The sequence below is a fragment of the Caulobacter sp. FG7 genome, from assembly GCF_057808875.1.
Genome location: NZ_JBMDIW010000020.1, coordinates 76,401 through 101,273 on the forward strand (window position 1 = coordinate 76,401; position 24,873 = coordinate 101,273).

The 24,873-nt window shown below is 70.3% G+C and carries 20 protein-coding genes; 15 read left to right on the top strand and 5 right to left on the bottom strand.

Features of this window, described 5'->3' with window-relative positions; translation table 11 throughout:
- The first annotated feature begins 65 nt into the window (after nucleotides 1-65).
- From ACODR1_RS16925 to ACODR1_RS16950, 6 genes are read left to right on the top strand one after another with little or no spacing between them, the layout of a single operon-like run.
- Nucleotides 66-692 carry a DUF4129 domain-containing protein gene (locus ACODR1_RS16925; RefSeq protein ID WP_488881495.1) on the top strand — a complete coding sequence of 209 codons (627 nt, stop codon included), beginning with the start codon at nucleotides 66-68 and terminating at the stop codon, nucleotides 690-692.
- Nucleotides 689-1,918, top strand: coding sequence for a hypothetical protein (locus ACODR1_RS16930; protein WP_488881496.1), 1,230 nt, complete (start codon nucleotides 689-691; stop codon nucleotides 1,916-1,918). The genes ACODR1_RS16925 and ACODR1_RS16930 overlap by 4 nt, the downstream gene beginning before the upstream one ends.
- Nucleotides 1,905-2,861 (top strand): AAA family ATPase, encoded by a 957-nt coding sequence (locus tag ACODR1_RS16935; RefSeq protein ID WP_425267067.1) that lies wholly within the window; start codon nucleotides 1,905-1,907, stop codon nucleotides 2,859-2,861. Before ACODR1_RS16930 ends, ACODR1_RS16935 begins: the two co-directional genes overlap by 14 nt.
- Complete coding sequence (locus tag ACODR1_RS16940) at nucleotides 2,858-4,171, top strand: DUF58 domain-containing protein (protein WP_488881497.1); 1,314 nt, start codon at nucleotides 2,858-2,860, stop codon at nucleotides 4,169-4,171. The genes ACODR1_RS16935 and ACODR1_RS16940 overlap by 4 nt, the downstream gene beginning before the upstream one ends.
- Complete coding sequence (locus ACODR1_RS16945; RefSeq protein WP_488881498.1) at nucleotides 4,168-5,175, top strand: stage II sporulation protein M; 1,008 nt, start codon at nucleotides 4,168-4,170, stop codon at nucleotides 5,173-5,175. Before ACODR1_RS16940 ends, ACODR1_RS16945 begins: the two co-directional genes overlap by 4 nt.
- Nucleotides 5,172-6,059 carry an RDD family protein gene (locus tag ACODR1_RS16950; RefSeq protein ID WP_488881499.1) on the top strand — a complete coding sequence of 296 codons (888 nt, stop codon included), beginning with the start codon at nucleotides 5,172-5,174 and terminating at the stop codon, nucleotides 6,057-6,059. Before ACODR1_RS16945 ends, ACODR1_RS16950 begins: the two co-directional genes overlap by 4 nt.
- 4 nt (nucleotides 6,060-6,063) lie before the next feature.
- Here ACODR1_RS16950 and ACODR1_RS16955 read toward each other — a convergent pair whose 3' ends face one another.
- The 3 genes from ACODR1_RS16955 to ACODR1_RS16965 are packed head-to-tail and all read right to left on the bottom strand — an operon-like array spanning nucleotide 6,064 to nucleotide 9,221.
- Entirely contained in the window at nucleotides 6,064-7,515 is a 1,452-nt protein-coding gene (locus tag ACODR1_RS16955; protein WP_488881500.1) for an N-acyl-D-amino-acid deacylase family protein, read from the bottom strand.
- A gap of 27 nt (nucleotides 7,516-7,542) precedes the next feature.
- Nucleotides 7,543-8,826 (bottom strand): type III PLP-dependent enzyme domain-containing protein, encoded by a 1,284-nt coding sequence (locus tag ACODR1_RS16960; protein ID WP_488881501.1) that lies wholly within the window; start codon nucleotides 8,824-8,826, stop codon nucleotides 7,543-7,545.
- A gap of 5 nt (nucleotides 8,827-8,831) precedes the next feature.
- Nucleotides 8,832-9,221: a RidA family protein gene (locus ACODR1_RS16965; RefSeq protein WP_488881502.1), complete on the bottom strand. Its 390-nt coding sequence runs from the start codon at nucleotides 9,219-9,221 to the stop codon at nucleotides 8,832-8,834.
- 183 nt (nucleotides 9,222-9,404) lie between these two features.
- Between ACODR1_RS16965 and ACODR1_RS16970 the strand changes: the two genes are divergently transcribed.
- The 5 genes from ACODR1_RS16970 to ACODR1_RS16990 all read left to right on the top strand — a co-directional run bounded on the left by ACODR1_RS16970 (nucleotide 9,405) and on the right by ACODR1_RS16990 (nucleotide 18,292).
- Nucleotides 9,405-10,343, top strand: a complete 939-nt coding sequence (locus ACODR1_RS16970) for a MurR/RpiR family transcriptional regulator (protein ID WP_488881503.1) — start codon at nucleotides 9,405-9,407, stop codon at nucleotides 10,341-10,343.
- A gap of 535 nt (nucleotides 10,344-10,878) precedes the next feature.
- Nucleotides 10,879-13,800: a TonB-dependent receptor domain-containing protein gene (locus ACODR1_RS16975; RefSeq protein WP_488881504.1), complete on the top strand. Its 2,922-nt coding sequence runs from the start codon at nucleotides 10,879-10,881 to the stop codon at nucleotides 13,798-13,800.
- 223 nt (nucleotides 13,801-14,023) lie between these two features.
- A complete protein-coding gene (locus ACODR1_RS16980) occupies nucleotides 14,024-15,352 on the top strand; it encodes a GntP family permease (protein ID WP_488881505.1) in 1,329 nt (442 codons plus the stop codon).
- Nucleotides 15,342-15,968: a DUF1349 domain-containing protein gene (locus tag ACODR1_RS16985; protein WP_488881506.1), complete on the top strand. Its 627-nt coding sequence runs from the start codon at nucleotides 15,342-15,344 to the stop codon at nucleotides 15,966-15,968. The genes ACODR1_RS16980 and ACODR1_RS16985 overlap by 11 nt, the downstream gene beginning before the upstream one ends.
- A 23-nt stretch (nucleotides 15,969-15,991) precedes the next feature.
- Nucleotides 15,992-18,292 (top strand): beta-N-acetylhexosaminidase, encoded by a 2,301-nt coding sequence (locus ACODR1_RS16990; protein WP_488881507.1) that lies wholly within the window; start codon nucleotides 15,992-15,994, stop codon nucleotides 18,290-18,292.
- 270 nt (nucleotides 18,293-18,562) lie between these two features.
- Here ACODR1_RS16990 and ACODR1_RS16995 read toward each other — a convergent pair whose 3' ends face one another.
- Together ACODR1_RS16995 and ACODR1_RS17000 are read right to left on the bottom strand one after the other, a co-directional pair.
- A complete protein-coding gene (locus ACODR1_RS16995; protein WP_488881508.1) occupies nucleotides 18,563-20,611 on the bottom strand; it encodes a TonB-dependent receptor domain-containing protein in 2,049 nt (682 codons plus the stop codon).
- A 101-nt stretch (nucleotides 20,612-20,712) separates the two neighbouring features.
- Nucleotides 20,713-21,387: a GntR family transcriptional regulator gene (locus tag ACODR1_RS17000; protein ID WP_488881509.1), complete on the bottom strand. Its 675-nt coding sequence runs from the start codon at nucleotides 21,385-21,387 to the stop codon at nucleotides 20,713-20,715.
- A 144-nt stretch (nucleotides 21,388-21,531) separates the two neighbouring features.
- Here ACODR1_RS17000 and ribD point away from each other — a divergent pair, with 144 nt between their 5' ends.
- From ribD to ribH, 4 genes are read left to right on the top strand one after another with little or no spacing between them, the layout of a single operon-like run.
- Nucleotides 21,532-22,506, top strand: a complete 975-nt coding sequence (gene ribD, locus ACODR1_RS17005; protein ID WP_488881510.1) for a bifunctional diaminohydroxyphosphoribosylaminopyrimidine deaminase/5-amino-6-(5-phosphoribosylamino)uracil reductase RibD — start codon at nucleotides 21,532-21,534, stop codon at nucleotides 22,504-22,506.
- Between the two features lie 9 nt (nucleotides 22,507-22,515).
- Nucleotides 22,516-23,139, top strand: coding sequence for a riboflavin synthase (locus ACODR1_RS17010; RefSeq protein WP_488881511.1), 624 nt, complete (start codon nucleotides 22,516-22,518; stop codon nucleotides 23,137-23,139).
- Nucleotides 23,106-24,296: a 3,4-dihydroxy-2-butanone-4-phosphate synthase gene (ribB, locus tag ACODR1_RS17015; protein ID WP_488881512.1), complete on the top strand. Its 1,191-nt coding sequence runs from the start codon at nucleotides 23,106-23,108 to the stop codon at nucleotides 24,294-24,296. Before ACODR1_RS17010 ends, ribB begins: the two co-directional genes overlap by 34 nt.
- 14 nt (nucleotides 24,297-24,310) lie before the next feature.
- Entirely contained in the window at nucleotides 24,311-24,763 is a 453-nt protein-coding gene (gene ribH, locus ACODR1_RS17020) for a 6,7-dimethyl-8-ribityllumazine synthase (RefSeq protein ID WP_488881513.1), read from the top strand.
- Nucleotides 24,764-24,873 lie beyond the last annotated feature (110 nt).

Consider the following 24,873-nt stretch of genomic DNA (forward strand, 5'->3'; position numbering starts at 1 on the left):
GAGTCGAGTGTTCGCGGCTGGGCCTGGTCTTGGTCGCGAAGGGGGCGAATGCGGGTTTCCGGCGCGTGACAGTTTCGAGAGGGGCGTCGGACGACGCGGTCGTCGCGGCGCACGCACGGCTGGCGAAGGACGCCGGTTTCCAGTTCGATCAGGCGGTCTTCGTGCCGCCCAAGGTCCCCGAGTGGCTGCGCTACGTCGGCAAGTTCATCGAATTCATCGCGCCCTATCTGAAGTGGGTGTTCTGGATCGGCGTGGCCCTGCTGGTGGCGCTGATCCTCTACGCCATCGTTCGCGAATTGTTGCGCATCTGGGCGCCGGCGCCGCGGGCGATCAAGCCGCTGGTGGTCGAGGAGGCGGGCTGGCGCCCCGATGCGGCCGACGCGCGCGACCTGCTGGCCGCCGCCGACGAGCTGGCCGCCCGGGGTCTGTTCGTCGAGGCCGCCCACCTGATCCTGCTGCGCAGCGTGCAGGATATCGAGAAGCGCCGGCCCCGATCGGTGAAGATCTCGCTGACCGCGCGCGAGATCGCCGCGCTGCCCGCCATTCCCGACGCCGCCCGCGGGGCCTTCGTCGGTATCGCCCGTCTCGTCGAGCGGGGGCTGTTCGGCGGCCGCCCGGTCGGCGCCCAGGACTTCGCCGAGTGCCGTGCGGCCTACGAAGCCTTCGCCCTGCCTGACGGATGGCGCGGATGAGCGCCTCCCAATCCTCGGGCAAGTCCTCGAGCATGTTCTCGCCGATGACCATGCTGGTGCTGGTCCTGGTCGGCGTGGTCTCGTTCAGCGGCCTGGCCGTGCTGTCGGCCTACGCGCCCGAACTGCGCAAGGGCGACGACGGCGGCGTTCACGCCTTGTCGCGGTCGTCCGTCGGGTTCGGCGCCATCTCGCGCCTGCTCAGCCTGATGGGCGAGCCGGTGCTGACCAGCCGAGGCGACCTGCCGTCCTCGGCCGAGGAAGGGCTGCTTGTCCTGACGCCGTCGGCGGGCATGTCGCCCGTGCCGCTAGAGCGCAACGACCATATCGGCCCGACCCTGGTCGTGCTGCCCAAATGGGACGTCAGGCCCGACGCCAAGCATCGCGGCTGGGTCACCACCTTCGGCGCCAACAATCCCGCCCAGGCGCTGGACCTGCTGCCGCCGAGCCTGCGCAAGGATCTCAAGCTGAACGCGGCCAAGGGCCAGCGCACGGTGCGCCTGCGCCGCCCGTCCGGCGAGGCGTTCGGCGCGCCTGTGACCATCACGGGCTCGCGCACGCTGGCGGGGCCGGGCTGGACGCCGGTGCTGCTCGACCAGGACGGCGGCGTGGTCATGGCCATGCGCGACGACAGCTGGACCTACGTCCTGGCCGATCCCGACTATCTCAATACCCAGGGCCTGAAGACCGCCGGCGGCGCGCGCACGGCCGTGGCCATGCTGAACCTGATCCGCGACGACGGTTCGCCCGTGGTGTTCGACGTGACGCTGCACGGCTTCAAGCGCACGCGCAGCCTGATGCGCCTGGTGGTCGAGCCGCCGCTGCTGGGGGCGACCCTGGTGGCCGTGGCCCTGGCGCTGCTTGCCGGCGCCCAGGCCTTCGCGCGCTTTGGCCCGCCGTTGCGCTCGCGCCGGGCGGTGGCGTTGGGCAAGACCGCTCTGGCCGACAACACCGCGGGCCTGGTGCGTCTGGCGCGCCGGGAGCACCGCATGGCCAGGCTCTATGCCCGCCTGATCCAGGCCTCGGCCGCCCGCGCCATCGGCGCGCCGCGCGGCCTGGACGGCCAGGATCTCGTCGATTTTCTCGATCGCGTCAGCCGCACCGTCGGCGCGACCCATACCTATTCGGCGCTGGCCGATCGGGCGCTGACGGCCTCGCCGTCCGACCTGATGGCCGTGGCGCGCGATCTCCATATCTGGAAGCAGGAGCTCATCCGTGGACGTCAGTGAAGTCGGGGCGCTCGCCGCGCGGATCCGCTCGGAGATCGGCAAGGCCGTCGTGGGCCAGGACGACGCCGTCAACCTGCTGCTGACGGCGCTGTTCGCCGGCGGCCACGTGCTGCTGGAAGGCCCGCCCGGCACGGCCAAGACGCTGCTGGCCCAGAGCTTCGCTCGCACCGTCGCGTTGGATTACGGCCGTATCCAGTTCACGCCCGACCTGATGCCGGGCGACGTCATCGGCGCCAACCTGTTCAACTTCCAGACCTCGACCTTCAGCCTGACGCGGGGGCCGGTGTTCTGCGAGCTGCTGCTGGCCGACGAGATCAACCGTACGCCCCCCAAGACCCAGGCCGCCCTGCTGGAAGCCATGCAGGAGCGCCAGGTCACCATCGACGGCAAGTCGCACCCGCTCAGCCCGCGCTTCACCGTGGTCGCCACCCAGAACCCGATCGAGCAGCAGGGCACCTATCCGCTGCCCGAAGCGCAGCTCGACCGCTTCCTGTTCAAGCACGTGCTCGACTACCCCAGCGCCCAGCAGGAGCGGTCGATCATCGTCGGCCACGGCTCGCGTACGGGCCAGATGGATCCCAAGAGCTTCGGCGTCGAGGCCGTGGCCGAGCGCGCGGCGATCGACGCGGCCATCGACACCGTGGCCAAGGTGCGCCTGACCGACGAGGTGGTCGGCTACATCGTCGATCTGGTGCGGGCCACCCGCGAGTCCACCGACATCGAGACCGGCGCCAGCCCGCGCGCCGGCGCCATGCTCGCCGTCGCCGCCCGGGCGCGGGCCGCGCTGGACGGCCGCGACTACGTGATCCCCGACGACGTGAAGTCCCTGGCCGCGCCGGCTTTGCGCCACCGCCTGATCCTCTCGGCCGCCGCCGAGATCGAGGGCCGCAAGGTCGACCACGTGCTTTCGGGCCTGGTCGAGCGGGTGGCGGCTCCCCGGTGATCTATCCCACGCGCCGCGCCGTCGTCGCCGTCGCCGCCGGAATGCCGGCGGCGCTGGTCGCCGGCGTGCTCGCGCCGGCTGGCTGGCTGGCCGGACCGATCTGGATCGGGGTCATGCTGCTGGCCATGGTCGCCGACGCGCTGTCGGGCGGCTCGCGCTCGCGCCTGGTCTTGGACGAGCCCCAGCGGCCGTTCCTGTCTGTCGCCCGCACCGCCGCCATCGCCTTCACCACGCGCTTCGGCAAGGGCCCGGTTCCCGGCCGCGCCGAGGCCGCGCTGGACGCCGACGACCGCCTGGGCCTGCAGCCGCGTTTCGCCCGCAGCGAGGTCGAGGGCCGCGCGGCGACCTTCGACTTCTCCCTGACGCCCGAGCGGCGCGGTGAGGGACGACTGCACCGCCTGTGGGTGCGCTGGACCGGCCCGCTGGGCCTCGTCTGGAAACAGCAGACCTTCGTGCTCGACATCGAGGCGCCGGCCGGCACCGACCTTCAGGGCGTGCGCGAGGAGGCCGTGCGGATGCTGGCCCGCGACGCCCTGATCGGCAGCAAGACCCAGGTCGACCGCGGCGAGGGCTCGGAGTTCGAGGCGCTGAAGGAGTTCCAGACCGGCATGGACCCGCGCGCCATCGACTGGAAGCAGTCGGCGCGCCACCTGCACCTGCTGGCCAAGGAGTTCCGCACCGAGCGCAACCACCACATCGTCATGGCCATCGACGGCGGCCGGGCCATGTGCGAGCCGGTCGGCGGCGCGCCCAAGGTCGATCGGGCCATCAACGCCGGTCTGCTTCTGGCCTATGCCTGCCTGCGCGCCGGCGATCGGGCGGGGTTCTACTCGTTCGACTCCGCGCCCCGGCTGCTGACCGGCGTGGTCAGCGGGCTGGACGCCTTCCGGCAGCTGCAGCACGCGGCCGGCCGCATCGACTACTCCGCCGAGGAGACCAACTACACCTTGGCGCTCAACACCCTGGCGGCCAAGCTGCGCCGGCGCTCGCTGGTGGTGGTGTTCACCGACTTCACCGACCCCACCGCCGCCGAGCTGATGATCGACGCCTCGGCCCACCTGCTGCGCCGGCATCTGGTGCTGTTCGTGGTCATGCAGGACGAGGAGCTTGAGACCATGGTCGACGCCGAGCCGTTCGAGCCGGCCGACATCTCGCGCGCCGTCGTCTCGGCCGGCCTGCTGCGCGAGCGCGAGGCCGTCGTCGCCCGGCTGCGCCGCATGGGCGCGCACATCGTCGAGGCCCCGGCCGCTCGCATCGGCCCGGCCCTGATCAACACCTATGTCGACCTCAAGCGGAGGGACCTCCTGTGATCGACGTCAAGGTCGACGGCCGCCTCAAGAGCCAGCGCTTCCGCCAGGAGCGCGAGGGCGACTGGAAGCGCCTGGAACGGCTGATGGAGAAGGTCGAGAAGGGCTCGATGGCCAGCCTCTCCGAGGAGGAGATCCTGGCTGCGCCGGTGCTCTATCGCTCGGCCCTGTCGTCGCTGTCGGTGGCCCGCGCCACCTCGCTCGATCGCAGCATGATCGACTATCTGGAGATGCTCTGCGCCCGAGCCTACTTCTTCGTCTACGGCTCGCGCGAGACCCTGCGCAGCCAGCTTGGCGCCTTCTTCGCCGGCGGCTGGCCGGCGGCCGTGCGCGGCCTTTGGCGCGAGACCCTGGTGAGTGTCGGGCTGATGGTGATCGGCGCCCTCGTCGGCGCCTGGCTCTTCGGCCAGGACGCCGAGTGGTACTACGCCTTCATGCCCCGGGAGATGACCGCTGGGCGCGATCCGGCCGCGACGACCGAGATGCTCCGCTCCACCCTGGACGGCGCCAAGTCGGGCAGCGGCCTTTCGATGTTCGCCACCTTCCTGTTCACCCACAACGCCCAGGTGGCCCTACTGGCCTTCGCCCTGGGCTTTGCGCTGTGCGTGCCGACAGCGATGCTGGTGATCTACAACGGCCTGACGCTGGGGGTGTTCTTCGCGCTGTTCGCCAGTCGCGGCCTCGGCGTCGAGGCGGGGGGCTGGCTGGCGATCCACGGGGTGACCGAGATCTTCGCCGTCTGCCTGGCGGGCGCGGCCGGCCTGAAGATCGGCTGGACCGTGGCCTTCCCCGGCGAGCGCAGCCGCCTGGACGCGGCGGCTGAGGCCGGACGGCACGCCGCCACGGTCATGGGCGGCGTGGTCGTCATGCTGTTCTTCGCGGGCCTGCTGGAGGGCTTTGGCCGCCAGCTGATCGGCTGGACGCCGGCCCGCTACGGCGTGGCGGCGCTCACGGCGCTGATCTGGGGCCTCTATTTCTATGCGCCGCGCCGGAGGGCGAGGGCATGAGCGAAGCCTCGACGCTCAAGCTGACGCGGGCCTTCGTCACGCCCGAGGGCGTCGACCTGCGCCTGCAGCTGGCCGACGCCAGCCAGCGCGCCGGCGCCTTCCTGGTGGACGCGGCGATCATGCTGGCCGTGCTCATCGTCGCCTCGATCCTGATCGGCCTGATCGGCGTCGGCGCCCTGGCGGCCGCTGGCCTGAAGGGGGCGGAAGTCATCGCCGTGCTGTGGCTGCTCGGCTTCTTCCTGCTGCGAAACTTCTACTTCGTGGGTTTCGAGCTCAGCGCCGCGGCGGCCACGCCGGGCAAGCGGGCCATGGGCATTCGCGTCGCCGCCCGCGACGGCGGCCGCCTGCGCCCCGGCGCGATCTTCGCCCGCAACGCGATGCGCGAGCTGGAGATCTTCATTCCGATCAGCATGCTGTTCGCCCCGGTCGGCGTCGAGGGCGGCGGTGTCGAGGGCTGGATGTACCTGCTGGGCGTCACCTGGGCGGGCGTGTTCGTGCTGTTTCCGCTGTTCAACAAGGATCGCCTGCGGGCCGGCGACCTGATCGGCGGCACCTGGGTCGTGCGCGCGCCCAAGCGCAAGCTGATGCGCGACATGGCCGACGAGGGGGCCCAGCGCCTGCAACGCTACGCCTTCACCCAGGAGCAGATCGACGCCTACGGCGCCAAGGAGCTTCACGTGCTCGAGGACGTGCTGCGCGAGCGCGACCGCAAGACCATGCGCGCGGTGGCCGACCGCATCGCCGGCAAGGTGGGCTGGACGCGTCTGCCGGAGGAGGACGACTACGACTTCCTCAGCGCCTACTACGCGGCCCTGCGCAAGCGGCTGGAAGCGCGTTTGCTGATGGGCGTGCGGCGTCGCGACAAGCACGACACCGCGCGCTGAGACTTCAGGCGGCCGAGCGCAGGAAGCGGCCCGCTCGCTGGCCGACCACGCCGCCGTCGCTCCAGGCCAGGGCGCCGTTGACGAACACGTGCTCCACGCCCCTGGCCGGGCGGGTGGGGGCCTCATAGGTGGCCTGGTCGATGATCGCCTCGGCGTCGAAGACCGTCAGGTCGGCCTTCATCCCCGCGGCCACGCGGCCACGACCGGCCAGGCGGAAGGTGTCGGCGGCCAGGCCGGTCATCTTGTGCACGGCCGCCTCCAGGCTGATCAGCTTCTGGTCGCGGGCGTAGTGGCCCAGCACGCGCGGGAACGCGCCCCAAAGGCGCGGGTGCGGGCGCTTGTCGTGCGGCAGGCCGTCCGAGCCGACCATGCAGCAGGGATGGGCCAGGATCGAGCGCATGTCGGCCTCGGCCATCTGGAAGTAGCTGGCGCCGCCGGGCATCAGCCGCTCTGCCGCCTCCGGCTGCGATAGGCCCCAGTCGGCGGCGATCACCGCCAGGGTGCGGCCGGCCATCTCCGGATGCGGCTCGGACCAGTTGACCAGGATCTCGACCTCGCCGTCGGCCAGGTCGGGGCGGATGATCGTCGAGCCGGCGGTGTAGGGATAGCAGTCCAGGTGCACCGGCTGGCTCTGGCGGGTCTGGTCGATCAGCCCCAGGGTCTCGGCCGCCCGGCCCCAATTGCGCACGCCGGCGCACTTGTGGTGCGACAGGATCAGCGGCGCGCCGCTGGGCGCGGCCACGGCGAAGGCTTCCTTCAGGGCCTCGATGATGCCCTCGCGCTCGTCGCGGATGTGGGCGGTGTAGACGCCGCCGGCCTGGGCGACGGTGCGGGCCAGCGCCTGAAGCTCTTCCATGTCGGCGGCCCAGGCCGGGGCGTAGAACACGCCCGAGCTCATGCCCAGGGCGCCTTCCGAGAGGGCGTTGCGCAGCAGGGTGTCCATCGCCTCGCGCTCGGCGGGCGTGGCGGGTCGCTCCAGGTCGTCCATGCACAGCACGCGCAGGGTCGAGTGGCCGACCAGGGCCGCCACGTTGACGCGCGGGCTGGCCGCCTCGATGGCGCGGCGATAGTCGGCGAAGGCGGCGTAGGCGAAGTCCTCGCGCGCGCCCAGCAGGTTGAAGGGCTCGGCCACCGCATCGTCGAAGCGCAGCATCGGGGCCGAGATCCCGCAATTGCCCGCCACCACGGTCGTCACGCCCTGGCTGATCTTGGGCAGCATGTCGGGCTGGGTGATGCAGACGAGGTCGTCGTGAGTGTGCACGTCGATGAAGCCCGGCGCCACCACCAGGCCCGAGACGTCGATCACCTGCGCCACGCCCGTCGGCAACGAGGCGCCCACGGCCACGATGGTGTCGCCGGCCAGGGCGACGTCGGCGACGAAGGCCGCGCCGCCGCTTCCGTCGATGACCGTTCCGCCCTTCAGGACGATGTCGGCGGCGGGGAGGGGGCTTGCCATGGTCGGACTGCTCAAGGAACGCTCGCTTTAGAAAAAGGTCTTCAGGCCGCCCAGCACGCCGTAGGCCTCGTCGACCTCCAGCAGCACCGACCACTTGTCGAAGGTCGTGCAGGGGTGGGAGATCTCGAAGCCCAGCAGGTCGCCGACCGCCAGGTCGGCGTCGGGGGCGATCGTGAGGAAGCCGTGCTGGTCCGCCAGCTTGGCGGTGACGACGCCGTCGATGCTCTGCGCCTGCTGGTGCAGGCCCGGACGGAACCAGTGGCGGGCGGCCGGCAGATGGATGTCGAACGAGACGTCGCGCTTGCCCATCATGACGATGGCCATGTCGGGCTGCGGGCGCGAGATCACCCGGGTCCAGACCTCCAGCGCGGGGCGCAGCCGGGGCGGAGCGCCGACAGCCTCGCGGGCGTCCATGCGGCTCAACAGTTCGCGATAGAAGCCGCTGTCGTGGGTGACGTAGCAGCCGCTGCGCAGCACGATCGTCGCGCCCGGCGCCTCGCCGGCCAGAGCCCGGGCCACCAGGTCGTAATAGGCCGAACCGCCGGCGGTCAGCACCACCTCGTCCAAGGCATAGAGGCCTTCCGCGCGCAGGGCGTGGTGCAACCCGATCAGGCCGTCGAGATAGGCGTCGACCTCGACGGCGTCGCGCACGGCGTGGTCGCTGAAGACCAGGCCCTCATAGCCCTCGACGCCGTGCAGTTCGACGCCCGGCAGGGCATGGACCAGGCGGCCCAGCGCCAGGCCTTCGCCCGCCGAGCGCACGCCGCAGCGGCCGTCGGCCATGCCCAGCTCGATCAGCAGGCGGGCCGGCGGCGCGTCGGGCGCGGCGGCGAAGATGTCGGAAATGGCCCGCACGCCGGCTTCGCCGTCGACCAGCACATAGACCGGGCGCTCGGGCGCCTTCTTCGTCAGGTCGCGCAGGCACTCGATCTCGGCGCGGCCGACCAGCTGGTTGGCCAGGATCAGGCGCGGGGCGCCGATCTCGTGGCACAGCTTCAGCTGGGTCATGGTCGCCGCCGTCAGGCCCCAGGCGCCGCCCTCGATCTGCCGCGTCAGTAGCTGCGGGCACATGGTCGTCTTGGCGTGCGGGGCGAGCTTCGCGCCCGCCGCGTCGACATAAGCCTGCATGACGGCCAGATTGTTGTCGATCGCGGCGCGTTTCAGCACCGCGGCCGGCATCGGGATGTCGCCGCCGAGCAGCGACAGGCCGCGGCCGGCCAGGTCGCCAAGGGTGCGCACCGAGCCGTCCAGCGGGACGGCCTTGGTTCCGGGCGCGAGGACCAGCGTGTCGAGATCGGCGGGCGACATCATCGGCGTCAGGCCTGCGGAACCACGGCGATGACCTCGATCTCGACCTTGCAGTCGACCATCATCGGCGACTGCACGCAGGCGCGAGCGGGCAGGGCGTCGCCGAAATAGCCGTTGTAGACGCGGTTGAAGGCGTGGAAGTCGCGGGCGTCGTCGAGCCAGACATTGGCCTTGACCACGTCCTTCAGGGTGCAGCCGGCCTTGGCCAGTATGCCGACGATGTTCTCGATGACCTTGTGGGTCTGGGGTACGACGCCGCCGTCGACCAGCACGCCGTTCTCGTCCATCGGCACCTGGCCCGAGACGAAGACGAAGCCGTTGGCGACCGTGGCCTGGCAGAAGGGCAGGGCGTTGCCGCCGGTGCCCGTGGTGGCCGCGCCGATGCGTTGGATGGACACGAAATTCTCCTGACTCAAGGTCGAGTTCCGATGCTCAGGAGCCATGCCGGATGTAGCGGTGTCAACGAAAATGTAGCAAAACTATCATTCTTGGTGCTGGTGGGGTCGCGGCCTTGATTGCGGCGCGACATCGTTGTCGGTATCAGTCGTCGGGCGCGCGCCGTTTGGTGAAGGGATCGGGGGATGAGTCAGTCTGAAAACGCCGTCGACGACGGCGACATCCTTCCGCGCATCGAGGCGATGATGGAGGCGATGACGCGCTCGGATCTCAAGATCGCCAAGCTGATCCTGAAGTCGCCGCACGAGTTCGTCCGCGCCAGCGTCAAGTCGGTGGCGACCGACCTGGGGGTCAGCGAGCCGACGGTCATGCGCTTCTGCCGCACGGTCGGTTGCGAGGGCTTCAAGGACCTGAAGTTCCGCCTGATCCAGGAGCTCGCCCACGCCCAGGCCGTCACCGACCAGCGCGAGCGGGCGGCGCGTCCGGCGCCGGCCAGGCCTGAGCCGCAGGTCGCCCTTGGCGCTGACGCCGCGGTCGCCGATCGGCTGTTCGACACCATCATCGACGCGCTCGGCCGCACGCGCGAGACCTTGAGCGAAAAGGACTTGCAGGTCGCCGCCCTGGCCATCGCCAAGGCTGCGCGCGTGGTGATCTACGGTATCGGCGGCAGTTCGGCGGCGCTGGCCAGCGAGATCCACAACCGATTGTTCCGCCTCGACGTGCCGGCCATGGTGTTCACCGACGGCTACGCCCAGCGCATGTCGGCCGCGATCCTGTCGCCGGGCGACGTGGCCTTGTTCCTGTCGTCCACCGGTCGCCCGCGCGAACTGCAGGAAAGCATGGAGCTGGCCAAGCACTACAAGGCCACCTGCATCGCCATCACCGACGCGGATTCGCCGCTCGGTCGCGACGCCGACGTCTGTCTGCACGTGGGGCTGTCGCCGTCGGGCGTCGAGGAGTTCCAGCCCAACCCGATGCGCTTCGCCCAGCTGTTCGTCATCGACCGGCTGGCCTATGCGGTGGCGGTGTCGCTGGGCGAGCGGGCGCACCAGATGCTGCGCCGGGCGCGCGGCAGCGTCGCCTGGCTGCACGGAATCGCGCCTCAGCAGCCGATCGGCGACTGACCGGGTCGGCCGGCCAGCCTTCGCCGCGGAGGCTCTTCTGGACGCCGCGTAGCCGTATGCTTGGCGAGTGACGCGCATCGCCTATTGGGGCGCTTGGAATTCGATCTTCTCTTGATAGCGCTCTCATGCGCTCTGCGTGTGCGCGCGAGGCTGCTCGCGTCGCTTTGATAGCGTATCTTTCATCGGCGCCGCATTTGCGGGCGCCGCTCTGTGCGTTGAAAAATAAGGGAATTTGTGGATTTCGGGGTGAGGTCATAGGCAATCGTTTTATGATTGCTACATAAATGAATGTTTTGTGATTGACGTTATATAGGCCCTGTGACAATCCTTCCTGCGTCCTCAAGAGGGCGGGAATTGAAGGCGGTGGCCCGGTTCGCAACAGTATCCGAGCCTAATTGTCCGACATTCAAAAATATAAAGAGCATCTCCGTGTCTGCGGAGAAGTAATAATATTTATCTGGAGTCGGGTTCAGTGAGCGCCAACAGTGCGCCCGGGCTCGTGCTCCTCGAGCAAGGGGGCTGGAAGTTGTTGAAATTGAATCGCCGAACCTATGCCGGCACGGTCTCGGCTCTGGCGCTGTTGTCCTGGGGGGCGATGGCCCACGCGGCTCAACAGGCCGAAGCGTCCGCCGCCGAAGGTGACTCCACCGTCTCGGAAGTCGTCGTCACCGGTTCTCGCATCGCCTCGCGCGGCTTCACTCAGCCGACGCCGACCACCACCGTCACCGCCGAGGACCTGGAGAAGGCCTCGCAGCCCAACGTCTTCCAGGCCATCGTCCAGATGCCGGCCCTGCAAGGCAGCACCGGCAAGACGGTCTTCGTCAACAGCACCAGCAGCGGCATGCAGGGCCTTAGCTCGTTCAGCCTGCGCGGCCTTGGCCCCATCCGCACCCTGACCCTGCTGGACGGCCAGCGCGTCACCCCCGCCAACATCAACGGGGTGTCCGACGTCAGCCAGTTCCCGCAGCTGCTGATCAAGCAGGTCGACGTGGTCACCGGCGGCGCCTCGGCCTCCTACGGTTCGGACGCCATTGGCGGCGTGGTCAACTTCGTCACCGACAAGACCTTCGAGGGCTTCAAGGCCCGCCTCGAAGGCGGCGAGAGCAAGTATCGCGACAACGACACCTTCGTGGCCCAGGCCGCGTTCGGCGACGCCTTCATGGACGACCGCCTGCGCATCATCGGCAGCGTCGAATACAGCCGCGAGGCCGGCGTCCTGGCCGGCGGCTTCGGCGAGCAGCAGGCTGGCGGCCGTGACTGGTACGAAACCCCCGCCATCCAGGTGCGCCCGCTGGCCTCGACCACCGACGGCCGTCCGCAGTATCGCGTCATCAAGGGCGCCCAGCAGATCCAGTACGCCAAGTACGGCCTGATCACCAACGGCCCGCTGCAAGGCATCGCCTTCGGTCAGGGCGGCGCGCCCTACCAGTTCCAGTACGGTTCGGGCGGTACGCCCAACGGCGCCGGCGGCGTCACCGGCTGCTTCGCCCCGTTCTGCGTCGGCGGCGACCTGTCGGGCGGCATCGGCGCCTCGCCGACCCTGGCCGCGCGGCTTAAGCGAAAAGTCGCCTACGGCCGCGTCAGCTACAAGTGGGGCGACGACGACGAGATCTACCTGACCACCAACTTCGCCCAGGTGAACTCGCTCAACCAGCCCAATGTCGGCGCCGAGCGCACCGGCCTGACCATCCAGTGCGAGAACCCGTTCGTGCCGGCCGCCATCCGTTCGGCCTGCGTCAGCAACAACATCACCAGCTTCCAGATGGGCACCAGCAACGGCGCCTTCGGTCCCATCGACGTCAACGTCAAGCGCGAGCAGGAACGCTTCGTGCTGGGCGCGACCGGCAGCCGCGAGGTGCTGGGCACGTCGTGGAGCTATGACGCCTACTATGCCTACGGCATCAACCGCATCAGCATCGACGTCGACAACATCACCCTGACGCCGCGCTACAACGCCGCCATCGACGCCATCGCCGGCCCGAACGGCACGGTGATCTGCCGCGATCCGATCGCCCGCGCCGCCGGCTGCGTGCCGCTGAACATCATCGGCAATGTCGCCCAGGATCCGGCCGCCCTGGCCTACGTCATGCCCAAGAACGGGCCGCGCCAGCGCTCCAAGCAGAACGAGTCCGTCGCCGCGTTCAACGTCACCGGCGAGCCCTTCCAGTCGTGGGCCGGCCCGGTGGCCATCGCCGCCGGCCTGGAATGGCGCGAGGAAAAGTACCGCACCATCGGCGACCCCTACGGCGACGGCGCCACCGCCGACAACGGCTACACCGACGACTACAAGGCCGATCCGCTGCTGCGCTTGGCGGGCAACAACTGGTACGCCGGCAACTATCACGGCGGCCACGGCTCCTACAGCGTCACCGAAGGCTATCTCGAAGCCAACGTGCCGGTCCTTCAGTCCGAGACCCTCGGCGAGGCCAACATCAACGGCGCGGTCCGCCAGACCAGGTACAGCACCTCGGGCAACGTCACGACGTGGAAGCTTGGCGGCGTCTGGAAGACCCCGGTCCAGGGCCTGCGCCTGCGGGCGGTGACCTCGCGCGACATCCGCGCCCCGAACCTGGGCGAGCTGTTCGCGCCGCCGGTGGTGACCAACGCCACCGTCCTCTATCGCGGCACGGCGGTGAACGTCCTCCAGGAGATCGTCGGCAACAGCAACCTGCGTCCCGAGATCGCCCGCAACACCGAGGTCGGCGTCGTCCTGGCCGAGCCGGCCTGGCTGCCGGGCTTCAGCTTCTCGGCCGACTATTTCGACATCAAGGTCGACGGCGCCATCAACTCGCTGGCCGCCCAGGACCTGGTCGACCTGTGCGTCGCCGGCAACCAGGAGATCTGCGGGGCGATGCTGCTGACCAGCACCCAGCCCAACACCAACTTCGTGCGGGTGCAGGCCTTCAACGTGGCCACCATGCGCACCAAGGGTGTCGACCTGGAGGCGATCTACCGCAAGAACCTGGAAGACTGGGGCCTGCCGGGCACGCTGTCGATCCGGGCCCTGGCCACCCACGTCATGAGCTTCAAGACCACCTCGGGCGTGCTGGGCACGATCCCGGTCGAGAGCGCCGGCGTGAACCTGTCCAACACCCCTGACTGGAAGGCCACCTTCAGCCAGACCTGGGCGCTCGATCGTCTCAGCCTGACCCTCTACCAGCGCTGGATCAGCGACGGCGTTTACAACAACGAATACATCGAGTGCCAGACCAACTGCCCGGTCTCGACCGTGCAGCGCCGCACCATCGACAACAACCACATGGAGGGGGCGACCTACGTCGACCTCGGCGGCACCTACGACGTCAACGACAACGTCACCGCCTACTTCAAGGTCGACAACCTGTTCGACGAGGATCCGGTCGCCGCGCCGACCACCAACGTCAGCCCGGGCGTCAACCCCTACCTCTACGACACCATCGGTCGGATGTACCGCGCGGGCGTTCGCCTGCGGTTCTGATCGCCGTGCTCGGGCGCGCTTCTGCGAGCGCGCCCACCACCGGCCGCGAAGCCACTCCCTCCCCGGTAAGCGGCCGGGCCTCAGCCCCAAGGCGGATCCCCTGCCTTGTTCGGCTTTAGATTCCCCGGCGCCACAAAACCCCACGGCGCCGGGGAATCGCTCTTTCCTTCCCGCAGCGGAGCGAAACGTCGCCCGCGTGCTCTAGGGTGGTGGCTTGGTCATGATGGTGCTCGCCGTTGTCGCGCTGATCGCGCTGCTGGTCGTGCTGATCGCCTGGGGCAAGGTCCCGCCGTTCCTGGCCTTCCTGGTCGTGGCTCTGGGCGGCGCGGTGCTGTTCGGCATGCCGCTGGCCCAGATCCCCAAGTCCCTCGAGAAGGGCGTCGGCGACATGCTCGGCGGCCTCGTGGCCATCATCTGCCTGGGAGCCATGTTCGGCCGCGCCATCGCCGACAGCGGCGCCGCCCAGAGCATCGCCCGCGCGCTGATCGGCGCCGTCGGCCTGCGCTTCATCCTGCTGGCCATGGCCATGACCGGCCTGATCGTCGGCATCCCGCTGTTCTACAGCGTCGGCTTCGTGGTCATGATCCCGCTGATCTTCTCGATCGCCAAGCGGGCCGACCTGCCGCCGGTCTATGTCGGCCTGCCGCTGCTGTCGGGCCTGTCGGTCGCCCACGGCTACCTGCCGCCGCACCCGTCGCCGGCCGCCCTGGTCACCCTGTTCGGCGCCGACACGGGCCTGACCCTCGGCTACGGCCTGATCGTCGCCATCGCCGCCCTGATGGTCGGCGGCCCGCTGCTCACGCTGGTGCTCAAGCGCGTCAACCTGCTGCCGCTGGGCGGACCGCCCGCGGACTCGCCGTTCGCCGCCGAGGAGGCCGCGGACGCCAAGGCGCCGGGCCCGATCAACAGCTTCACCACTGCGCTCTTGCCCGTGGTGCTGATCGCCGCCACCACGGCGCTGCTGGTCGCCTTCAAGAACCCGTCGCCGACCCACGACCTGATCGGCTTCCTCGGCAACCCCGCCGTCGTCCTGACCCTGTGCCTGATCTACGCCACCTTCAGCCTGGGGGTGCTGCGCGGCATCGGCATTCCCATCCAGATGCAGCGCTATGGCGACGCCCTGAAGGACGTGGCCTCGATCCTGCTGATCCTGGCCGGGGCAGGGGCCCTGAAGCAGGTGTTCGTCGACAGCGGCGTCAGCGCCACGCTCGGCGGCTGGCTGGGCTCGCTGCCGCTGCATCCGCTGGTGCTGGGCTGGCTGATCGCCGTCGTCATCCGCGTCGCCCTGGGCTCGGCCACCATCGCGGGCCTCACCGCCGCCGGACTGATCCAGCCCCTGATGGCCACGACCGGCGTCGACCCCAACCTGATGGTCCTGGCCATCGGCGCCGGCAGCCTGATGTTCTCGCACGTCAACGACCCGGGCTTCTGGCTGTTCAAGGAGTATTTCGGCCTGACCCTGAAGGAGACCCTGCTGTCCTGGACGGTGATGGAGAGCCTGGTCGGCATCGTCGGCCTGATCTGCGTGCTGGGGCTCAGCCTTGTCGTCTGATCGCGCCATCCATCGCCGGGGCTTTCTCGTCAGCGCCGCCGCCGCCGTCGCCACGCCGACCCTGGCGCGCGCTTCCGACGGCTGGTCGTGGCTCAACGCGCCGCCGACCTGGGCCTGGAAGGACGGAACCCTGGCCTGCGAAGCCGGCCCCGGCACGGACTTCTGGCGGCGCACGGCCGGCGGTCCGCTGGTCGACAACGGCCACTTCTGGTTCCGCCGCCAGTCCGGCGACTTCGAGATGACCGCCGTCCTGTCCGGCGATTACGCCGCCGACGCCGACCAGACCGGCCTGATGCTGCGCCTGGCCCCCGACCTCTGGATGAAGACCGGGGTCGAGCGCCTGGGCGGAGAGCTGCACTCGGCCACCGTCTTCACCCGCGACTGGTCTGACGGCTCCTCGCTCGTGATCCCCACCGCGCCGGCCGTGCGGGTCAAGCTGCGCCGCTCGGGCCAGACCCTGTTCTGCGCCCACGCCGTGGGGGAAGGCGCCTTCGTCGACACCCGCCTTGGCCACCTGCCGATGCCGGAAACCGTCGACCTCGGCGTCATGGCCGCCTCGCCGGCCGGCAAGGGCTTCGCGGCCCGAATTTCGAACATAACGATCAAGAGCCTCTGAAAAGAGGCCGCTGGGAGCTGACCATGCCTTTCGCCCTCCGATCCGTCGCGGCCGCCGTCGCGCTCGCCGCCGTGCTGCCCGCGCCGGCCCTGGCCGCCCAGGCCTTCGCCATCACCCCGGCCCCGGCCAAGATCGCGCCGGCGCAAGGTTCTTTGGCCCTGCGCGCCGGCGACGCCGTCTGGATCGCGGCTGGCGACGCCGAGGCCCGGGCCGCGGCCCAGTGGCTGGTCGACACCCTGGCGGCCACCCGCGGCGTGCGCCTTTCGATCAAGGAAGGCGCGCCCACCGGCGCCGGCGGCGTCGTGCTGTCGCGCGGCGGTCCGGCGGGCGAGGCCTACGCCCTCGACGTCTCGTCCCAGCGCGCGCAGATCCGCGCCCAGGACAAGGCGGGCCTGTTCTATGGCGCGGTGTCGCTGTGGCAACTGGCCGGTCAGGACAAGGCCGGCGCGCCGGTCCGCGTGCAGGCCGTGAGCATCGAGGACGCCCCGCGCTTTTCCTGGCGCGGCCTGATGCTCGACAGCACCCGCCATTACCAGAGCCTGCCGACGATCAAGCGGATCATCGACGGCATGGCCAGCCTGAAGCTGAACACGCTGCACTGGCACCTGACCGACGACCAGGGCTGGCGCCTGGAGATCAAGAAGTATCCCAACCTCACCGACCACGGCGCCTGGCGGCGTCCGGCCGGGGCGGCGGGCTACAAGGCCTCCGGCGAGGAGGTCCGCTACGGCGGCTTCTACACCCAGGAGCAGGCGCGGGAGATCGTCGCCTATGCGGCCGCTCGCAGCATCGTCGTCGTGCCCGAGATCGAGATGCCCGGCCACGCCCAGGCGGCGATCTCCAGCTATCCGCAGCTGGGCACGCGCCCGGCCGCCGATCGCGTGATGGCCGACTGGGGCGTCTATCCCGACATCTTCAACGTCGACGACGCCACCTTCGCCTTCCTTGAGGACGTGCTCGACGAGGTGATGGCCATCTTCCCGTCGGAATACATCCACGTCGGCGGCGACGAGGCGCTGAAGGCCCAGTGGGAGGCCAGCCCGAAGATCCAGGCCCGCATGAAGGAACTGGGCCTGGCCGACGAGCACGCCCTGCAGAGCTACTTCATCCAGCGCATCGAAAAGCACCTCAACGCCAAGGGCCGCCGCCTGGTCGGCTGGGACGAGATCCTCGAAGGCGGTCTCGCGCCCAACGCCACGGTCATGTCCTGGCGCGGGCTGGAAGGCGCCGTCGCCGCCGCCAAGCAGGGGCACGACACCGTCCTGGCCCCGGGGCCGGTGCTCTACTTCGACCATCGCCAGAGCACCTCGCCCGACGAGCCGCCCGGCCGCGGCAAGCTTTCGACGCTGAAAAGCGTCTACGCCTTCAATGCCGAACCGAGCGAGCTGACGCCCGAGCAGCACAAGCACGTGCTGGGCATGCAGGCCACGATGTTCAGCGAGCACATCCGCACCGACGAGCGGGCCGTGACCATGCTGTTCCCGCGCCTGGCGGCCCTGGCGGAAAACGCCTGGACCCCCCGCGACAAGCAGGGCTGGGCGGGCTTCGAGGATCGCCTGCCGGCCACCTTGGGCCGCCTGTCCGACCTGGGCCTGGCCTACGACACCGTGCCGTTCGAGCCGCAAGCCGCGTTCGACTGGCCCAAGGGCGGCGAGATCGGCGCCAGCCTCGACACCGGCCTGCAGGTCGGCGAGGTGCGCTACACCACCGACGGTTCGGAGCCGACCGCGGCCTCGCCGCGCTACGCCGCGCCGCTGAAACTGTCGGCCGGAACGCCGCTGAAGGCCCGCACCTTCCAGGGCAAGCATCCGCTGGGCCGGGTGCGCGCCTGGAACGTCACCGCCGACACGGCCCTGACGCGCCGCTCGCACCAGCTGACGCGCTGCACGGAGGGCCTGATCCTCAACCTCGAAGACGACGGCGCCAATGAGAAGGGCGAGCGCGCGACCTTCCTGCTCGACATCCTCAACCCGTGCTGGATCTGGAAGGACGCCGACCTTTCGGCGGGCGCCAAGCTGACGGTCACGGTGGGCCAGCTGCCCTTCAACTTCCAGCTCGGCAACAAGCTGGAGCCGCTGCCGGTGCGTCCGCCTTCGCGGCCCGAGGGCGAGCTGGAGGTGCGCTTCGGTTGCAAGGGGCCGCGCCTGGCCACCGTGCCGTTGACGCAGGCGGCCAAGAACTCGGCCCTGACCGAGATCGTCGTCGACGCCCCGCCGCGCGGCAAGGGCGACCTCTGCTTCACCTTCGCCAGCAAGGCCATCGAGCCGATGTGGGCGGTGCACAGCGTGCGCATCACGCCGGGCGCCGTGGCGAAGGCGGACTGAGTTGGGGCGGTAGTTCGCGGCCCTTCATCTCTCAACCGAACTTCCCCGCGAAGGCGGGGATCCAAGCTGGGTTTGGGGATAAGGCGCTGCCGTGAACGACCCGCAGGCTCGGCTTGGGTCCCCGCCTTCGCGGGGAAGGACGGATTTGGGGGCTGTGTCCTGCTGAGTTTCGATCCACCCTGAAGCAAGCTCGTCATCCCGGACGCTGTCCGGGATGACGAACCTTCGGAGACGCCGGGGAGGGGATGGCGTCTCCAAGCTTGCGCCGTCCTAGAACAGCGCCCGCAGACCCATCACCACGTTGCGTCCGCGCAGCGGGGCCGACGTGGCGACGAACGAGGCGTGGTTCAGCGCCTTTTCGTCCAGCAGGTTGGTGCCGCGCAGGAACACCTGGCCGATCACCGGACCCATCGGCAGGTCGTAGGCCACAGTGGCGTTGACCATGTCGTAGCCCGGCGTCCGGCTTTCGAAGGCCGCGATGCGGTCCTGCTCGAAGACCCGCACATATTCGACATTGCCGCTCCACGCGCCGCTCTTGGCGTCGCCGCGCAGGCCCAGGCGTCCGGCCGGAATGCGCGGCAGGTCGCCGCCGCCGTCCTTCAGCTTGGCCCGCACGTAGTCGCCGAAGGCCGTCACCGACAGCCAGGGCTTCAGCTTCTGGGTCACCTGGCCCTCCAGGCCGGTGAAGGCGGCGTCGTCCTGGGCGTAGCGCACCAGGCGGAAGTCTTCGTAGCGGTCCAGGGTGTCGGCATAGATGTAGCCGTCATAGGCGTAGCGATAGGCGCTGGCCGAGAAGGTCGTGGCGCCTTGCGTCTTGCGCAGGCCCAGCTCCACCGAGGCGGCGGTCTCGACGTCGAGGCCGGCCGAGCCGATCTCGTAGGTGTTGGTCGCCAGGTGCACCCCGCGGGCATAGAGCTCCTGGGCGCTGGGCGCGCGCTGCGAGCGGGCGACCGACAGCGAGGCCACATAGCCCGGCGTGAAGGTCCAGCTGGCCGCGGCCGAGGCCGAGAACGGCTTGTGGTCGGTGTCCACGCGGCCTTCGGCGCTGGCCTCCTGCCACTCCTGGCGCAGAGCGCCTTCGAAGCGCCAGTCGCCGGCCACGTATTCCTCGACCACGAACAGCGCCCGGGTCTCGGTGCGGCTCTCCGGAAGGAAGGCCTCCTCGCCCACGGCCGAGAAGTCGCTCTTGCCCACCTGCACGCCGACCACGCCGCGCACCCCGCCGATCGGCGCGTGCTGCACCTCGACGCGGGCGTCGTAGCCCTCGTTGCCGAAGGTGGTGGCGATGGCGCCGTCCTCGATCTCGTGGTGGCGATAGTCGGTATAGCCGCCACGGAAACGGATGCGCTCGACACCGGCGAACGGGTCGTTGATCTCGCCGCGCACGTCGACGCGCTTGCTCAGCAGGTCGACCACCGGGGCGCCGTGCTCCTCGCCCTCATGGTCGTGATCGTGGTCGTCCTCGTCGCCATGATCGTCGTGGCCGCCGCAGTGCAGGGTCGTTCCGTGCGGGTGGCAGGACTCGTATTCGTGGCTGTGGCCGGGCAGGCCGTACCTGCTGTCCTGCTGGGTGTAGGCCGCGCCCAGATAGCCGCGCGAGCCGATCCACGACAGGCCAAGGGTCGCCGTCGAGGTGCGGTTGAAGGTGCCGGGGACGGTCGAGCTGTCGAAGCCGGGCGCCTCGTAGTCGTCGGTCTTTCGGCCGGCGGCCTCGATCCGCACCGCGAACTGGCCCACGCCCGCCGTCAGGCCCAGCACGCCGGCCCGCTCGTTGTCGCCCGAACCGAAGCGCACCTCGGCCACGCCGTCGCCGCCCAGCGGCGGGACCTGCGTCGGGATCTTGCGGTCGATCAGGTTGACCGCGCCGCCGATCGCGCCGCCGCCATAGAGCAGGGCGCTGGGACCGCGCAGGATCTCCACGCCCTCCAGCAGCAGCGGCTCGCCCGAGACGGCGTGGTCGGGCGACACCTCCGAGGCGTCCATCAGGGCCGCGCCCTCGCTCAGCACCTTCACGCGCGGGGCGGTCTGGCCGCGGATCACCGGCCGGCTGGCGCCGCCGCCGAAGGTGTCGGAATTGACGCCCGGCAGGCCGTTCAGCGTCTCACCCAGCGTCGCCTGGCGGCGCTGCACGAACTCTTCGCCGGTCAGCACCGCGACGCTGGAGATCACGTCCTTGCCCGAGCGGCCCAGCGGGTCGGCGGTCACCACCACGCCCTCGACGTCGGTCCCGCCGGGGCCGGACTGCGCGGCGAGCGCCCAGGTCGGAGCGGCGAGGGCGGTAAGGCTGCCGGCGGCGAGAAGGATGCTTCGAAGTTGCATGGAACGCTGACCCCATCTAACAATAGTAGGAGGTCAACTATGTTATAACGTAACAATGCGCAACCCGTAGTCGGCCCATTTTTCACCCATCATGGGCGATGTCAGGCGCGTTGGGCGCTGGGCGGCTCGCCGATCAGCTGGGCGCAGATCGCTTCGGCGGCGCCCGGATCGCGGTCGACGATGGCCTGGGCTAGCGCCCGGTGCAGCACCACGTCGGCCATCTGCTCCTCGGGCGTCTGCTTCTCCATCTGCCAGATCCAGAACCGCGTCGCGACGTTCTGCAGGGCGATGACGAAGCGGGCGAGGGTGGGGTTCTGGGCGGCGAAGGCCACGGCCCGGTGAAAGGCGTGGTCCATGGCCAGCATGGCCCGGAAGTCGCCGGCCTCGATCGCCGCTTCGGCCCCCTCGAAGGCGGCGGTGATGGCCACCAGATCCGCCGGACGACGGTTGCGGGCGGCCAGGGCCGCCGTGCGGCCCTCCAGCATTCGCCGCACCTCGAAGGCGTGCTCGATCTCGGTGACGTCCATCGGCGCGACGATGGTGCCCACGCGTGGCCGGCGCACGACCAGGCCTTCGATGGCCAGCCGTCCCAGCGCCTCGCGCACCCCGGCCACCCCGCCGGCGTAGCGGGCGGCCAGGGCCTTTTCCTCCAGCACCTGCATCGGCGGCAACTCGCCCAGGATGATGTCCTGCAGGATCAGCTCGTAGAGGCGGGCCTTCTGCAGCCCCGGCGCCCAGTCGCCATGGGGCTCGACGCTGTTCAGGGGGCCCTTCATGGCCGGCTCGGGGGCTGCGCGCGCATGCTCACGCTCGTAGGCGCAAAACGCGCCGCCGTCATTTCCCAAGGGCTCTAACATGTAAGAGTTTCGAAAAGCGACCAACGCTTGGCGAGCCTGAGGAGCGCGGCCTAACTGCTTGGCATGACGGCTCTTTCGCCTCCACCGCCGACCATCGCCCGGGCCTTCCGCCTGGCCCTCGACGCCGCCTCCGCCCTGGCCGGCGCCACCGCGCCAAACCCGCCGGTGGGCTGCGCCGTGCTGGCCGCCGACGGAACGGTCCTGGCGGTCGAGGCTCACCGAGGCGCGGGCCTGCCGCACGCCGAAGCCGCCGCGCTCGCCGCCTGCCGCGATCGCTGGGACGAGGTCCACACCCTCGTCGTTACCCTGGAACCGTGCAACCACCACGGCCGCACCGGCCCGTGCAGCGAGGCGATCCTAGCCAGCCCCGCCCGCGCCGTCTGGATCGGCGCCCGCGACCCCAACCCGGCCGTCGCCGGCGGCGGGGCCGGCCGCCTTTCCGCCGCCGGCCTCGATGTGGCCTTCGTCGCCGGACCTCTGGCCGCAGAGTGCGCCCGCCTGATCGCGCCCTTCGCCATGCGCGCCACCCAGGGCCGGCCCTGGCTGACCCTCAAGCAGGCCTTCACCGCCGACGGTTCGATGGTCCCGCCGCCGGGCGAGAAGACCTTCACCTCGGAAGCGTCGCTGGATCTCGCCCACGTCCTGCGCCGCCGCGCCGACGCGATGGTCACCGGTTCGGGCACGATCCTGGCCGACGCACCGCTGCTGACCGTCCGCCGCACGCCCGACCCCCGCCGCACGCCGCGTCGCCTGGCCATCCTCGACCGCCGGGGGCGCGTGCCGGACGCCTATCTGGCCGCCGCCCGCGAGCGCGGCCTCGACCCTTCCGTCCACGCCGACATCCCCGCGCTGCTGGCCGACCTGGCCGAAGGCGGCGCGTTGGAGGCCCTGGTCGAGGCCGGTCCGACCCTGTCGGCCGCCTTCCTCGCCGCCGGCCTCTGGGACGAGCGCGTCGTCATCACCAAGGCCGCCCGCGTCGGCGATCCCGACACTGTCGAGATCTCCTCGCGCGTCCAGGCGGCCCGCCAAGTGGCCTGAAGGAGCTCCATGTTCTCCGGCATCATCGAAACCCTGGGCGAGGTCGTCGCCGTCGCCCCCGAGGACGGGGCGCTGCGCCTGTCCCTGGCCACCGGCTTTGCCGACCTGACGCTGGGCGAAAGCGTCGCCGTCAACGGCGTTTGCCTGACCGTCGTGCGCCATGATCCTGGCGGCGGGGCCGACTTCTTCGTCAGCCCCGAGACCCTGGCCCGCACCAGCCTGGGCGCGGCCGGCGCTGGAACCCGGCTCAATCTCGAGCGCGCCGTGACCCTGTCGACCCGGCTGTCGGGACACCTCGTCCAGGGCCATGTCGACGGCGTCGCGCGCCTTGTCGAGGTGACCGACGACGGGGGCTCTCGCCGGCTGACGCTCAGCCTGCCGGGCGCCTTGCGGGCCTTCTGCGTCGAGAAGGGCTCGATCGCGCTGGACGGGATCAGCCTGACCCTCAACCACGTCGGCCCGGCGAACGCCGAGGGACGCTTCCCGGTCGGGATCACGATCATCCCCCACACCTGGACCCACACCAACCTGCAGCACGCCGGCGTCGGCGCCCCGATCAATGTCGAGGTCGACGTGCTGGCCAAATATGTGGAGCGGCTATGTCACGCCTATCTGACGCCCTCGAACGCCTGAAGGCCGGCGGCATGGTCATCCTCGTCGACGACGAGGACCGCGAAAACGAGGGCGACCTCGTGCTCGGCGCCCAGTTCGCCGACGCGCCGGCCATCGCCTTCATGGCCAAGGCCGCCAGCGGCCTGATCTGCCTGGCCATGGAGCCCGACGCCGTCGACCGCCTGGGCCTGCCGCCGATGGTCGCCGACAATCGCACCCGCCGCAGCACCGCTTTCACCGTCTCGATCGAGGCGGCGGTCGGCGTCGACACCGGCATCTCGGCCTTCGACCGGGCCCTGACCATCCAGGCCGCCGTGGCGCCGGGGGCCAAGCCCGCCGACATCGTCTCGCCCGGCCACGTCTTCCCGCTTCGGGCCGTGCCCGGCGGCGTGCTGGCCCGCGCAGGCCACACCGAGGCCTCGGTCGAGCTGATGCGCCTGGCCGGCCTGACGCCCGCCGCCGTGATCTGCGAGGTGATGAACGACGACGGGACCATGGCTCGCCGCGACGACCTGGAGGTCTTCGGCGCGCGCCACGACCTGCCGATCCTGACCATCGCCGAACTGGTCGAGCACCTGCGGCGCCAGGCGGTCGAGCCGGTCGCTGCCTCGCATCTGCCGTCGGCCCATGGCGGGGCGTTCGAGGTCCGCGCCTTCCGCGACCGCACCAGCGGTGTCGAGCATCTCGTTCTGCTGAACGGGCCGCTGGGGTCCGCGCCGCTGGTGCGGGTGCATTCCGAGTGCCTGACCGGCGACGCCTTGGGCTCCCAGCGCTGCGACTGCGGCGCCCAGCTTCAGGCCTCCATGCGCCGCATCGGCGAGGAGGGCGGGGCGCTGGTCTATCTGCGCGGCCACGAGGGCAGGGGTCTGGGCCTCGCCAACAAGATCGCCGCCTACGCCCTTCAGGATGGTGGGCTCGACACGGTGGAGGCCAACCATGCGTTGGGCTTCGCCGACGATCCGCGCGACTACGCCGCCGCCGTCGCCATGCTGAAGAGCCTGGGCGTCGATCGCCTGCGCCTGCTCAGCAACAACCCGCGCAAGGCCGCCGCCCTGCGCGACGGCGGGATCGAGGTGGTCGAGCAGGTCCCGCTGCTGGCGCCCGTCACCCCGCACAACGCCGCCTATCTCGCCGCCAAGCGCGACAAGCTGGGCCACGGCCTGGCTCGCGCCTCCTGATCCGGACCCGTTTCATGACCCATCCCGTTCCCCGTGTCGCTATCGTCGTCAGCGGCTTCAATCCCGAGGTCACCGGCGGCCTGTTGCGCGGCGCCCTCGCCGAGCTTCAGGAGGGCGGCGCGCCCGTGGCCGAGGGCGACGTCATCGACGCGCCGGGCGCCTTCGAACTGCCGCTTCTGGCCCAGGCGCTGGCCCGCACCGGCCGCTACGACGGCGTCGTCTGCCTGGGCTGCGTGATCAAGGGCGACACCGCCCACTTCGAGTTCATAAGCCTCGGCGCCAGCATCGGCCTGATGCAGGCGGGCCTGGCCACCGAGACCCCGATCACCTTCGGCGTGCTGACCACCTACGACGACGACCAGGCCGTCGTCCGCAGCCGCGACGACGCCGCCAACAAGGGCCGCGAAGCCGCCGCGGCGTGCCTGGGGGCGATTGCGACGCTGCGCAGGATCCGGGCGGCGGCCTGAAGATCCTCCCCCTGAAGAGGGAGGTGGCCCGAAGGGCCGGAGGGGGCGTTCTCAGCTTTCGAGGCGTCGGCCGCGGCGGCCTCAAAGCCCTTCCCCCTTGATGGGGGAAG